Below are 12,922 nucleotides of genomic sequence, written 5' to 3' on the forward strand. Positions count from 1 at the left end.
GCAGCATTCCTCGTTTCTCACCCTTGATTTCACCGACGGGTAACGTGAAATCCCGTCATGCACGACTGACAAACTTCGCCGACTACAAATCATTGTGCTTTGGTATATGACAACCTGACACTTAACACGTTATTCCAGACTTGCCTATATCTACGCAATTCCGCCTATGGACAGGCTGGCTTGCCATTGTCGCCTGACAGTCGAATTCCCGCTTTCCACCGATCGGCACGAAGATGTGGACCGCCTCCGTTTCATGCCTTGACGCCCGCTCCGACAAGCGGGCTTGCCGCCGGATCGAGGGGCCATCGTGCCCGCGCTTCGGCAACATGCTCATCGGCGAGACCGGCGCGTATCCTCTCTATTCCCGCCCAGGCGATCATCACCCCGTTGTCTGTACACAGACGAGGAGGCGGCAGATACAATTCCACACCTTCAGCGCGTGACAATTCCTGCAAACGCGCTCCGATGGCGGCATTGGCTGCCACACCTCCCGCTACGACCAGCCGCCGGCCGCCGCCCTCTCGACGAACCGAACGGATGGCATGCCGCGTGCGGTCGGCCAGACAATCGCCGACCGCAGCCTGAAAGCCGGCGCACAGGTCGGCAATCGCCTCCGTATCCCCCTCTTCCAACCTTTCCTGAAGGATGAGTTGACGGCACGCGGTCTTGAGGCCCGAAAAGGAGAAATTGCAACCGGGTTTGTGCAGGAGGGGCCGCGGCAGACTGAAGCGCCCCGAATCTCCCCGCAACGCCGCCTGCTCGACCGCTGGGCCACCCGGGTAGCCGAGCCCCAGCATCTTCGCCAGCTTGTCGAAGGCCTCTCCCACCGCATCGTCGATGGTGCTGCCGAGCCGGCGGTAGCATCCCACGCCCTCGACCTCGATGAGCTGTGCATGGCCGCCCGAGACAAGCAGCAAGGTGTAAGGAAATGCCACATTCGCGGTCAGGCGCACCGTCAGGGCATGCGCTTCGAGGTGGTTGACCGGCACCAACGGCAATCCGGTGACGGCCGCTATCGCCTTTGCCGTCACCAGCCCGACGATGAGGCCGCCTATCAACCCTGGTCCACAGGTGACAGCCATGGCCGAAAGATCCCCGAACCCGGCACCCGCCTCGCGCATCGCCGCGCCGACGAGCTGATCCAGCCTTTCCACATGGGCGCGGGCGGCTATCTCGGGAACCACACCGCCATAGACGGCATGGACATCCAGCTGGCTGTATAATTGTTCCGCGTGGATCCGGCGCCCATCATCGACCAGCGCCACGCCGGTTTCATCGCAGCTCGTCTCGATACCAAGGACCAACATCCCGTGTTTCTCCGCCCTTCCCCACTGTGGACGGGAGGCAACTAGCGCACTCTCGCGGCGATTGCGACTGCGGCACCGCTCGTTTCTGCACGGAACGCAGCACGGCGCTTCCGGTCAAGACGGTTCCACCCGGAAGCAAACAGTTCTACAAATGACCGCGCGGCAATATCAAAACGGGAACCCGAAGTGAGTGTTCAAGAGCTGATCCGGATCGGAACGCGCGGCTCGCCGCTTGCCCTGGCCCAGGCCCGCATGGTCGGAGCCGCGCTGGACAGACGCACCGAAATCGTCGTCATCAGGACGACCGGCGATCACATCCTCGATCGCCCCCTGTCCGAGATCGGCGGCAAGGGGTTGTTCACCAAGGAAATCGAGGAACAGCTCCTCGACCGTCGGATCGATATCGCGGTCCATTCCATGAAGGACATGCCGACAGCCCTGCCGGATGGCCTTGCCATCGGCGCCATGCTGCACCGTGCTGATCCACGGGACTCCCTGATATCACGCTCTGCCCGCAGCCTGGACGAGCTGCCGCGGGGAGCTCATGTCGGCACGGCCTCGCTCCGGCGAGGTGCAATCCTTCTTGCCAGACGTCCCGACCTGCGGATATCCACCTTGCGTGGAAGCGTGCAGACGCGGCTGCGCCGCATCGAGGATGGCGATTTCGATGCCACGCTGCTGGCGCAGGCCGGGCTGGATCGTCTCGGCATCGGGGCGACGACGGGGGTTCCCCTGGACATCGAGGACATGTTGCCAGCCGTCGCACAGGCCGCGATCGGTGTCGAATATGCGACAGAACGGGCCGACATTCGGCCCCTGCTCGCCACTCTGGACCACCGGGAAACCAGCCTTTGCGTAGAGATCGAGCGGGCTTTCCTCGCCGAGCTTGACGGCTCCTGCCGGACACCCATCGCCGCGCATGCCCAGATGATGGCCGACAAGGTGCTGTTCCGTGGCCTTGTCGCCCGCCCCGATGGAAGCGACATCATCCGCAGGACTTTCGAAATCCCGGCCGGCGAGGCCATGGCCATGGCCGTCGAACAGGGTCGCGAACTGCATCAGCGGCTCGGTCCCGGCTACTTCGCCGCCCCGCATTGATCCGCCCCAGCATCATGCCAGCAAAACCATGAAAATCCTCGTGACCCGCCCCGAGCCCGCCGCTTCGCTGATGGCCGAAACCATCCGCGAGATGGGCCATGATGCCATCGTCTGCCCGCTGACCTGCGAGGTTCAGATCGACTTCGATCCACTGGTCATCGATGAGCCGGATGCATGGATACTCACCAGCGCGCGCGCCGCATTCGCCCTGGCGGAACTGCCACCGCGTCCCGTCTATGCTGTCGGCAGATCGACCGAGCGCGCAGCCCGCGATGCCGGAGCCCGGGACGTGTCGGCCAGTGGCAGCAACTGGCATGAACTCGGCGAGTTGATCCTGAATTCGGGACTTCCCCCGGGTGCTCGGCTGGTGCATCTGTGCGGCCGCGACATCAATGGCGACCTCGCATCCCTGCTCCGCGACAGCGGGTTATATTACCACCGCGTTGTCGTCTACGCGATGGAGCCGGTTGCCGATGCGGCCGGACTGGTCGAACTCGCCCTGCGCCGCGGATCGGTCGAGGGTGTGGCGCTGATGTCGCCCCGCGCGGCCACGATCTTCTGCAACATCATCAGCGCGAAGAACCTTCATAACGAGGCGCGCAATCTGTGTGTCCTGGCACTCAGCGACGACATCGCTGCGGCAGCGAGGCCTCTGGCTGCCCATGATGTCCGTATTTCGCCAAGACAGGATGTACGCGCCCTGCTGCGTCAGCTTGATGCTTCGTCGGGTTGATGCTAGCGCTGTTATCGGGTGCGTCGCGATTCGATGGTCGGTCAACTTTGCGGGTACAAGGAGTCATCATGTGGATCAGGGCGCTCGGCGCCGGACTGATCGGTGGTGTCGTCTCGACAGCGACAATCCTTGCGCTGGGCGGCGCAGGCATGTTGAGGCCCAGTGAAGGTCCAACCGTCGATCAACGCCTCGACGTGCTGGAACACACCGCCTCAGAGCTCGACAACCGTCTCAATCGTGACCCGCGCGAGGTCGCCGATCTCGATACCATCGATCGGCGCCTGGCAAGCCTCGAAAAGCGCCTCGACCAGCTGGAAAGCGGAGATGCCGCCGCTGTCGTTCCCGAACTCGCCCCCTATCTGAGCCCGCTGTGGTCAAAACTCACAGCGCTGGAGGACCGGCTGGATTCCACCGAGGATACGGCGAACACCGTCGCACCGGTCATCATGCCACTGGAAACGAGGGTGACATCGCTCGAAGCTCGCCTCGCCAAGCGTTCGGACAGCCTGGCGGCACGCATGGCGTTGCTGGAGACCCGCAGCCGGCTGGGGCATGGCGGTGACGGGCGCATTGCCGCAGCCGCCCTGCTGCTGGGTGATCTGCGCGATGCCCTCGACGGCGGAGACGCCTTTGGCACGCAGCTCGACCGTCTCGCCAACCTTGTCGACAATGACGACAAGCTCGCGCACTTCGTCGATCGCATCCGGCCGCTTGCAGCAGGCGTGGCGACATTCGATGACCTGACAGCCCGCCTCGACAACCTCGACATCGAGGTCGGGCACGACGGGCATCGACCGGCCTGGGTTGCTCGAACACTGACTAATCTCGAGAGCCTCATCGTCATTCGCAAGGACGGCGATTCCGGGCATACGCCCCTCGACCTCGCCCGCGCAGCCATGCACTCGGACGATCTCGCTCTCGCCATCACCATGCTTTCACCACTTGAGGATACCGGTGGTCCCGCCCTGCGCCAATGGCTCGCCGACGCCAGGGCCCGGCTGGCGGTCAGCGAAACGATGGCGGCGCTGGAAAGGACCATACGCGAACTTCTTGCCCCGCCGTCCCGCTCATGATCCGCCTTGCCGTCATTCTCGCCCTGTGGACGGTGCTGGGTATCGTCGGTGCCTGGCTTGCCGACAGCGGAATCGTCGCCATCTCATGGCGTGACTACGATATCCGCATCCATGGCGGGCTGCTGGTGGGAATGATGTTGCTGGTCATCGTCGGCATCATTTTCATATTCGAGCTGATCCACTGGCTTGTCGGCCTGCCGGCCCGTCACCGTGAACGCAAACGGCACAGGCGGCAGATGACCGGCTATCAGGCCCTGTCGAACGGCATGATCGCGGCAGCAGCCGGAGATGCCGTCGCCGCCAGCCAGTTCGGCAGGCAGGCGGCCCGGCTGCTGGATGACGAACCGGCGACCCTGCTGCTCGCAGCCCAGACAGCGCAGCTCGAAGGCAAGGATGACGTCGCCCAGCTCAAGTTCAAGACCATGCTCGAAGAGCCCGAAACCCGCTTTCTGGGTCTGCGCGGCCTCCTCGCCGACGCCGTCAACCGTGGCGCCTACCAGGAGGCGCTCGCCCTTGCCCGCGAAGCCTATTCCCTGCGGCCCAGTACGCCATGGGTGCTGACCACGCTGTTCGACCTGCTTACGCGCTCCGAGCAGTGGGCCGAGGCCATGAACGTGGTCAACCAGATCGGTCGCCTCAAGCTGTTCCACAAGGACGAGGTCCAGCGCCGCCGTGCCCTCCTGCACCACATGATGGCCGAGGAGGCACTTGACAACGACCGCCTCGAAGACGCCCTGGTCTATGCCCGGGATGCCAACAGGCGCTTCCCCCGCTTCGCTCCGGCGACCGTGCTCGCCGCGACCGTTTCGGCCGCCCTTGGTCGCAAGGGACAGGCCCGCCGCTTACTGGAGCGGGCATGGGAGCTGTCGCCGCACCCGGAGTTTGCCGATGCCTATGCCCGGCTCGAGGATAACGAGGAGCCTAAGGCCAGACTCAAGCGTTTCGAGCAACTGGAGCGCCTGCAACCGAAACATGCACTGACCCATGTGGTCATGGCCGAGCTTGCCATGGCGGCTGGCGAGTGGAAAACGGCAAAGCATCATCTCGACGATGCGCTGGAACGTGACCCGACGGCCGGCGTCTATCGTCTCTACGCTGATTTCGAGCGCGCCAGTGGCGGTGGCAACGAGAAGGCCCGCAGTTGGCTGGCCAAGACACTCGACGCGCAACCGGACGATTGCTGGGTCTGCGAGGACAGTGGCGAAGTTCTCCCCGAGTGGCAGCTTTACGGCCCCACCGGCCGCTTCGACAGCGTCCAGTGGCATCGCCCGCCCAAGATCGTGCGCCTCGCCGCCGGCCAGCGGCCCGCCTACGCCCTGCCGCACGAGGACTTCACCGATGGGCATGTCCCACGCAGTCCTTTCGCCCGTCTGCGCCAGTTCCCGCGGTCCGATGACGACAGCGAACGGCACTGACCACTGACCGGGCGATGGCCCGCGCGATGATTGAACACTTGCGCCAATCCTTCGAACCGTCTAAGAGCACGGCCGTTGCCGCATTAGCTCAGCTGGTAGAGCACCTCATTCGTAATGAGGGGGTCGGCGGTTCAAGTCCGTCATGCGGCACCAGTCATTCGCTACCTGAAGGCGGCATGGTCAAGGTAGCAACGCAAGTTGATCGAGGCGCCTGTCTTCCTTCTCCTGATTGCGGATGTAGTTACGGATCAAGGCTTCATCTCGTCCGACCGTGCTGACGAAATATCCTCTTGCCCAGAAATGTCGGCCAACAAAGTTGCGTCGGCGTTCGCCATAAACGAGCTATTGTCAAATCTGGTGTCTGGGCGATCATCAAGCGGCGGCCTGAAGTTTGTTTGACGGCTTGATGCCGTTGATGAAATCGACGCCCTGGATGATATCGGCGAGATGAGCGAAGCCGCGCAGTTTGCGCCAGCTTTGCTCGGCGCATTGTTCGATCTTGAACATCATATGAAGCATCCCGTCCCGGCTCAGGCAGCCTTTGGTGCGCTTTGTGCGATGGCGGATGGGGGCGAAGGCGCTTTCAATGGGATTTGACGTCCGGATGCTCTGCCGTAACCGGCCGCCGGTTGGCGTACTGGGTTTGGTGTCTGAAATCTAGGATACGTCGCGATAGGTGTGTCTTGGAGCAAGAGCATTGGGTCGAGTGGAGATATTGACGGGTCCGGAGTGTCGTCGGAGGCGGACGGCTCGGGAGAAGTTTGCGATTGTTCGGGCATCGCTGGAGCCGGGTGCGGTGATAGCGGATGTTGCGCGGCGGTTTGGGGTGACGCGTCAGCAGGTGTATCAATGGCGATCGGATTTCCGGTCCGGGATTTTGCCGGCACCAGCCGAAGGCGCGGCGGTTTTTGCGCAGGTGGCATTGAGTGGTGGCGAGATAACTGATGCTGTCAGCACGGGCGCGGTTTCAGAGACGGTGGAGGTTCGCCTGCATGGCGGTCGTGTGCTGGTCGTCCCCTTGACGATCGAGCGCCGGCGGCTGCAGGCCCTGATCCGGACGGTAGAGGCGTCATGATCGGGCCGGGCACGGGTGTGCGGGTCTATCTGGCCTGCGGGGTCACCGACATGCGCAAGGGGATCCAGGGCCTGGCGGCTGCGGCGCAACAGGTCATTCAGCAGGATCCGTGCTCAGGCGCGGTGTTCGGCTTTCGTGGACGTCGAGGTGACCGGATCAAGCTGCTTTATTGGGACACCCAGGGTTTCTGCCTCTATTACAAGGTGCTGGAGCATGGCCGCTTTCCCTGGCCGTCGCCCGCCGACGGCATGGTTCATCTCACCTCGGCGCAATTGGCCATGTTGTGGGAGGGAATCGACTGGCGCCGGCCAGTTTGGTCATCCCCGCCATCGCGATTTTGAGCACTCTTCGAATCATCTTCTATAGTATTGAATCATCGTTGTTTTATCCTTTTTGAATGATCTGTTCCGGGCTAGAATCCGGTCATGAAGATCCATCTCGACAACCTGCCCGACGATCCGGTGGCTTTGCGTGCGATCATCGCCGAGCAGTACCTCCGGTTAGCTTTTCCCGTTCAGGCGGAATAGCCTGAACGATCAGGAAATGCGTCGAAACAAACAGATAGAGCCAGTTTTCCGATTTCACCGAATCGGGAAAAGCTTGTCTTATGACTTTGCCATCCGTTTGGGCCAGATTGGGATGCCCGATCCGGGGTGGCCACCCCGGATCGGGCGGAAGGGGACGGATCGCGGAAAAGCCGGTCGTTTGGGGACCGGGTTAGAGTTGGATCGCCCCTTTCTTTTCCATCAGGCCTGAACGGATACCGGGGCTTTGAGGCCCCCTGGAGTACATGCCGGCATCACTGACGAACAGGGTTCGCCCCAAGCGCATCTCCCTGAGGTCATCCTTGACCTTCTGCACGGTGGTGACGTCCGGCGTATTGCCGGGAAAGATCCAGGAACGGACCGGCACGCCTTCACGGGTCACGGCAAGAGCAATCACGATCTGCGGGTCGTTGTCGCGGCCCTCCTTGGAATGACCGCGCTTTCGAAGCGGTTCGAACTGCAGCCCGCGCCACTCGTGGCTGGCAACATCCTCCTCATCGGTCTCGAACCAGGCGGTGGTGGCGTCATAAAAGACCAGATCCACATCCAGCTTGAACAGATCGACGCTGTTCCAGAACACCTCGCGTTCGATGGCGTCGCCATGCTCGGCAAGAAGGTCGAGTGCCCGGTAAAGCTGCCCCAAGGCGAGATCCTTGGCCTCCGGCAGCCATACCCGATCCAGAAAATACTCATGACAGGCCAGCTTCGAGCCCGGCCGCGCCAGCCGCTGGACGGTCATCGCCAGCAAGGCCGCCAGATGCGGCGCTTTCAGTTTTTGGGTGGCAATCCTGGAAGCAACCGCCGCACCAATGCCCAACTGCTCCCACAGCGCCTTGACCAGATGGACAACGCCGAGCTCGAACACCGCCCCGATCTCGATCCCGCCAGCACCGCCGCCTTTGACCACCGGCTCGTCCTTCTCCTCGGCCAGAACCCGCCGGATGCTGGCCACCAGCCGCTCGAGCACCGCCCGGTCCAGCTTGTCGGCACGGCCGAAGCTATGCACCACCCGGGCCTCGACATGGCCCTTTTCCGGATGGCGGTGGTTCTCGGCGAGCGCGTAGTAGCACACCTCGCTGCCATCCTTGTTCCGCCGCCTGGTCGTTCGCAAGTACATGCCCACGACAATAGCATGCTTGAACGTCCCGAAAAGCCAGAAAACGTCAATTCGTGTGCCCACATGTTTTTCGACGAAAATCGGCCGGAGGCGAAAACCAAATTCAACATTTTCAACAGCTTGCTGACGAAGATCGCCAAAAAATCACGCCAAACATGCCCATTCACCGCAAACTCGGGGCTGCCAGTGCTCAGCCGGATCAGGGGCAACCGCCTCGCTACCCTGCTCGAACGCGTCGACCTTCGCCGCTGCGTCTCCGTGAAGGCCGTCGCTTCTTCACTCCTCCTTGTCCCAATCGGCGATTGCAGAATAGGGAATAGCTTCTGGCGACAAGCCCAGCCATGCGAGACCTTCGACGAAATGCCGTGGAGGATCGGCCTTGACCGACAGTGGCGGACGACCACCGGACCGCGGCAGAAAAAGCTCCCGCGCGTGCAGCATCAGCCCGGCCGGTGCGGTCGATGGCCGCTCGCCGCCATACTTGCCATCGCCCATGATGGGAGTTCCGATGGCTTCCATGTGGGCGCGCAACTGGTGCGTGCGGCCGGTAACGGGCATCAGTCCAACCCAAGCCCCGATCTTGCCCGAACGGGCAATGACGCGAAAATCGGTCTGCGCCCTGCGGGCATCAATGGCTTCGGATGTCATCCGTTCCTGCCCCGGCGGACCCGACTTGCCGAGGCGCAAATCGATCAGCCCCTCGTTCCGCTCCGGCTTTCCCTGAACGACCGCCCAATACAGCTTGCGTACGCTGTGGCCCTGAAAGGCATGCATGAGTTCGCGCGCCACCGCCGCATTCCTTGCCAGCACCAGCACCCCGCTGGTATCGCGGTCGAGCCTGTGGACCAGCCGTGGCCGTGCGCTCTCCTTGCCAAAGGCGTCGAGCATGCCGTCAACATGCCGCGTCGTCTTCGACCCGCCCTGCACCGCGAGCCCCGCAGGCTTGTCGATGACGATCAGTTCGTCATCTTCATGAATCACCAGCGAACGGATGAATCTTGCATCGCGTTCAGAGACACCGGGTCGCTCGCGCCTTTCGGCGACCTCCAGCGGCGGAATGCGCACGCTTTGTCCGGGCTGAACCCGGTCACCCGCCTTGACACGCTTGCCGTCGAGCCGGAACTGGCCGGTACGCAACAGTTTTTGCAGCTGGACATGGCCCAGCGCCGGATAGTGCTTCTTCACCCAGCGATCGAAGCGCTGATCGCCATCACCCTCGGCGATCTCGACGATACGCACACCGCTCACCGCTGCCGCTCCCTGCGCATCCGTTCCAGCTCCTCGATACGCTCACCCAGCGATGCCTCGAATCCCTCTTCCGTCGGCCTGTAATAGCACTGCCGATCCATACCTTCCGGGAAATAGTTCTGGCCCGAAAAGCGATCCGGAGCATCATGATCATACTGATAGCCACGCCCGTAGCCGATCTCCTTCATCAGACTCGTCGGCGCGTTGAGTATGTGAGCCGGCGGCATCAACGAACCGTGTTCCCGCGCCGACGCCATGGCCGACTTCATCGCCACATAGACCGCATTGGACTTGGGAGCCAGCGCCAGCTCGACGGCACACTGTCCCAACATCAGCTCGCCCTCCGGCGAACCGAGGCGCTCATAGGCCTCGACGGCGGCAAGTGCACGGGCAACGCTGTTCGGGTCGGCCAGTCCGATATCTTCGGCCGCCATCCGCACCAGACGCCTGCCGATGAAACGCGGATCTTCCCCGCCCTGCAACATCCGGCAAAGCCAGTAGAGCGCCGCATCGGGATCGCTGCCACGAATGGATTTGTGCAGAGCCGAGACAAGATTGTAGTGCGCCTCGTACTGTCGGTCATAGACAGGCACGCGGCGTTGCAGGACTGCAGCAAGCCCTTCAACGTCCAGCACCGGCTCGTCCGGCAGATCGGCAATACTCTCCAGCATGTTCAGCAAATAGCGGCCGTCGCCGTCTGCAAGCTCCACCAACCGCAACCGGGCCTCGTCGGTAAGCGGCAGAACCTGCCCGAGCTCGGTTTCCGCGCGCTTCACCAGCTCCTGCAACGCATCATGCGAAAGCCGCTCCATCACCAGCACATGGCAACGTGAAATCAGGGCGGGATTGAGCGCAAAGGACGGATTTTCGGTCGTGGCCCCGACCAGGGTCACCGTACCGTCTTCGACCTCGTGCAGCAGTCCATCCTGCTGCGCCTTGTTGTAACGATGTATCTCATCAATGAAGAGGATCGGCCGACCGCCACGCGCGCGGATCTTCCTCGCTTCCTGGAATGCCCTGCGAAGGTCAGCCACACCGGACAGCACGGCCGACAGCGGAATGAGCAATTCTCCCACTTCCCGTGCCAGCATGCGTGCGAGCGTCGTCTTGCCACAACCGGGGGGACCCCAGAGGATGAGTGAGGACAGGCGGTGACGCTCGATCATTCGTGCCAACGGTGCACCACCGCTCAGGATCTTCTCCTGACCCACCAAATCTCGCAGCCGGGAAGGTCGCAGGCGGTCGGCCAAGGGGGCCACGCTGCCGCCCGGCGGCGGCGGTGCCGCAGCCCCGTCGCCCGCCAGGCCACCAAACAGATCGTTCATCCAGCGACCGTAAGATTGTAGTCTTGACCACCTCGCCGGATTGTCAGCTTCCACTGACGGTGTTGGCGTTCGAGGGATTGTTTCAACTGCCTGACATTCCCCACATTTTCACCATTGACCGCTACGATCTCATCGCCTGCCTGCAGACGCAATCTTGACGCATAACCTCGGCGCTTGAGTGTCACGACGACGACCCCTTGATCGAACATGTCGATCCCGATTTCCTCATTGAAGGCTGGCGACATGTTCGCAACCGATAGACCATCAAGAGGATGCCGTCCCTCAAGCAGGGTTTCGTCGGGTGCCGGCTCGCGCGGTGCCGGCTCCACATTGAGTTCCACATCGATCAGTCTCCCATCGCGCCAACGTCGCACACGGACCTTCTCGCCCATGGGCTGAAGCGCCAACCGCAGATTGAGACCGGGCAGGTCGTACACCTCGACGCCATTGACCGCGACAATGACATCGCGTTCACGCAAGCCGGCACGCTCCGCGCTGCCACCGGGATAGACCCGGTTGACGAGCACGCCCACGGGCCGGTCCAATCCCAGTGCCGACGCGACCCCCGGATCGATCATTTGCACGGCTGCCCCCAGCCAGGGGCGCCTGACCGTGCCCTGTGAATCGATACTGAGTATCTGTGCCCTGACAAGATTGGCGGGAATGGCAAAGCCGATGCCGATCGAACCGCCGGTTCCGCGCGTGAAGATCGCGGTATTGATGCCCACCAGCGAGCCATCGACACCTACCAGCGCCCCGCCGGAATTGCCCGGGTTGATCGCGGCGTCGGTCTGGATGAACGAAACCTCGCGATCGACACCGGGCGATATCCGGGACTTTGCGGAAACAATACCGCTGGTGACTGTCTGTCCAATGCCGAACGGATTGCCGATGGCGAGGACAAGATCGCCGACTTCGATCCGATCGCTGTCTCCCAGTGGCAGAACCGGTAGATTCCCGGTCTTCCCGTCGATCTGCAGAAACGCCAGGTCGGCCCGATCATCCGCTGAAACCACATGTGCGGGAAACTCCCGCCGGTCCTGCAGGATGACCCTGATCTCATCGGCTCCATCGATCACGTGATTGTTCGTCACGATCAGGCCATCGCCTCGAACGAGCACTCCGGAACCGAGCGAGCTCTGTTCACGCTGCCGAGCTGGTGAATCAAAATCCCGGAAAAAATGTCGGAAAAACAGATCGCCGGCAAAGAGATCCCGGCGAACCTCGACCTGCTTGCGCGAGGTGACACTCACGACTGCCGGTGCTGCCGAACGCACCACGGGGGCAAAACTCAAGCTGATCTGGGCACGATCCGCAGGTACCGTACCAGATGCAGATGCCCTGGGACCAACCATGGTCGACCAGGACACAAGAAAAAAGGCGAGTACCAACCAAGGCGCCCGCCCTCTTCCCAAGGTCAAGATGGAACGACGCAGCTCAGGCCGCGAGTTCGACATCCTCCTCCTCACCCACATTCTGCGGCGGACCGGAATCCTGCCCCTTCGCCTTGACATCACGATCAACGAACTCGATGACCGCCATTGGCGCGTTGTCTCCGTAACGGAAACCCGCCTTGAGAACGCGGACATAACCGCCCATCCTCGACTCGTATCGAGGGCCAAGCACGTCGATCAACTTTGCCGCCGTCCTCTCGCACCGCGTCCGGGCAATCAACAATCGCCGGCTGTGAAGGTCACCGCGCTTGCCCAGCGTCACCAGTTTCTCGACAACAGGACGAAGCTCCTTGGCCTTCGGGAGTGTCGTCACTATCTGCTCATGCTTTACGAGCGCCTGGGCCATGTTGGCAAAAAGGGCCCGACGATGAGACGCCGTACGGTTCAGCTTGCGGCCACTATTGCGATGTCGCATGGCATCCTACCGGCAACAAGCCGGCCTCCTTCTCGATTGTTCCGTCCGGTGCCAGAGCCGCCAGACAGATGTCATGATTTCACGGACGCTTCTTATCGTCGAAACCACGAGGCTTCA

Annotated in this window: 12 protein-coding genes, 1 tRNA gene and 2 pseudogenes; 7 read left to right on the top strand and 8 right to left on the bottom strand. The window is 62.3% G+C overall.

The window, feature by feature from the left end:
* Positions 1 to 251: 251 nt before the first annotated feature.
* Positions 252 to 1,307, bottom strand: coding sequence for a tRNA (adenosine(37)-N6)-threonylcarbamoyltransferase complex transferase subunit TsaD (tsaD, locus tag H6851_17520; protein ID MCB9945405.1), 1,056 nt, complete (start codon positions 1,305 to 1,307; stop codon positions 252 to 254).
* 186 nt (positions 1,308 to 1,493) lie between these two features.
* On the opposite strand from tsaD, the gene hemC reads away from it, so the two are divergent.
* From hemC to H6851_17545, 5 genes are all read left to right on the top strand, one after another.
* Positions 1,494 to 2,405, top strand: a complete 912-nt coding sequence (hemC, locus tag H6851_17525; GenBank protein MCB9945406.1) for a hydroxymethylbilane synthase — start codon at positions 1,494 to 1,496, stop codon at positions 2,403 to 2,405.
* A 28-nt stretch (positions 2,406 to 2,433) separates the two neighbouring features.
* Complete coding sequence (locus H6851_17530) at positions 2,434 to 3,138, top strand: uroporphyrinogen-III synthase (protein MCB9945407.1); 705 nt, start codon at positions 2,434 to 2,436, stop codon at positions 3,136 to 3,138.
* 68 nt (positions 3,139 to 3,206) lie between these two features.
* The gene (locus tag H6851_17535; protein MCB9945408.1) at positions 3,207 to 4,211 is read left to right on the top strand and encodes a hypothetical protein; all 1,005 of its coding nucleotides are present in this window, start codon (positions 3,207 to 3,209) and stop codon (positions 4,209 to 4,211) included.
* Positions 4,208 to 5,626 carry a hypothetical protein gene (locus H6851_17540; protein MCB9945409.1) on the top strand — a complete coding sequence of 473 codons (1,419 nt, stop codon included), beginning with the start codon at positions 4,208 to 4,210 and terminating at the stop codon, positions 5,624 to 5,626. Before H6851_17535 ends, H6851_17540 begins: the two co-directional genes overlap by 4 nt.
* Before the next feature lie 77 nt (positions 5,627 to 5,703).
* Positions 5,704 to 5,779 (top strand) — tRNA-Thr (locus tag H6851_17545).
* Positions 5,780 to 5,806: 27 nt separating this feature from the next.
* On the opposite strand, the pseudogene H6851_17550 reads toward H6851_17545, so the two are convergent.
* Positions 5,807 to 5,965, bottom strand: a pseudogene (locus H6851_17550) (transposase).
* A 33-nt stretch (positions 5,966 to 5,998) separates the two neighbouring features.
* Positions 5,999 to 6,238, bottom strand: a pseudogene (locus H6851_17555) (IS256 family transposase).
* An 85-nt stretch (positions 6,239 to 6,323) separates the two neighbouring features.
* Between H6851_17555 and H6851_17560 the strand changes: the two are divergent.
* Both H6851_17560 and tnpB read left to right on the top strand, forming a co-directional pair.
* Positions 6,324 to 6,701 (top strand): transposase, encoded by a 378-nt coding sequence (locus H6851_17560; GenBank protein MCB9945410.1) that lies wholly within the window; start codon positions 6,324 to 6,326, stop codon positions 6,699 to 6,701.
* Positions 6,698 to 7,042, top strand: a complete 345-nt coding sequence (tnpB, locus tag H6851_17565; GenBank protein MCB9945411.1) for an IS66 family insertion sequence element accessory protein TnpB — start codon at positions 6,698 to 6,700, stop codon at positions 7,040 to 7,042. Before H6851_17560 ends, tnpB begins: the two co-directional genes overlap by 4 nt.
* A 376-nt stretch (positions 7,043 to 7,418) precedes the next feature.
* Here tnpB and H6851_17570 read toward each other — a convergent pair whose 3' ends face one another.
* The 5 genes from H6851_17570 to rplQ form a co-directional block, all read right to left on the bottom strand.
* On the bottom strand, positions 7,419 to 8,426 hold the full coding sequence (locus tag H6851_17570) for an IS1634 family transposase (protein MCB9945412.1): 1,008 nt from the start codon (positions 8,424 to 8,426) through the stop codon (positions 7,419 to 7,421).
* A gap of 213 nt (positions 8,427 to 8,639) precedes the next feature.
* Entirely contained in the window at positions 8,640 to 9,611 is a 972-nt protein-coding gene (locus H6851_17575) for an RluA family pseudouridine synthase (GenBank protein MCB9945413.1), read from the bottom strand.
* Positions 9,608 to 10,936, bottom strand: coding sequence for a replication-associated recombination protein A (locus H6851_17580; GenBank protein ID MCB9945414.1), 1,329 nt, complete (start codon positions 10,934 to 10,936; stop codon positions 9,608 to 9,610). The genes H6851_17575 and H6851_17580 overlap by 4 nt, the downstream gene beginning before the upstream one ends.
* Complete coding sequence (locus H6851_17585) at positions 10,933 to 12,231, bottom strand: Do family serine endopeptidase (protein MCB9945415.1); 1,299 nt, start codon at positions 12,229 to 12,231, stop codon at positions 10,933 to 10,935. Before H6851_17585 ends, H6851_17580 begins: the two co-directional genes overlap by 4 nt.
* 142 nt (positions 12,232 to 12,373) lie before the next feature.
* Positions 12,374 to 12,805: a 50S ribosomal protein L17 gene (gene rplQ, locus H6851_17590; protein ID MCB9945416.1), complete on the bottom strand. Its 432-nt coding sequence runs from the start codon at positions 12,803 to 12,805 to the stop codon at positions 12,374 to 12,376.
* Between the last annotated feature and the right edge of the window lie 117 nt (positions 12,806 to 12,922).

The sequence above is a fragment of the Geminicoccaceae bacterium genome, assembly GCA_020638465.1.
Taxonomy (GTDB): domain Bacteria; phylum Pseudomonadota; class Alphaproteobacteria; order Geminicoccales; family Geminicoccaceae; genus JAGREO01.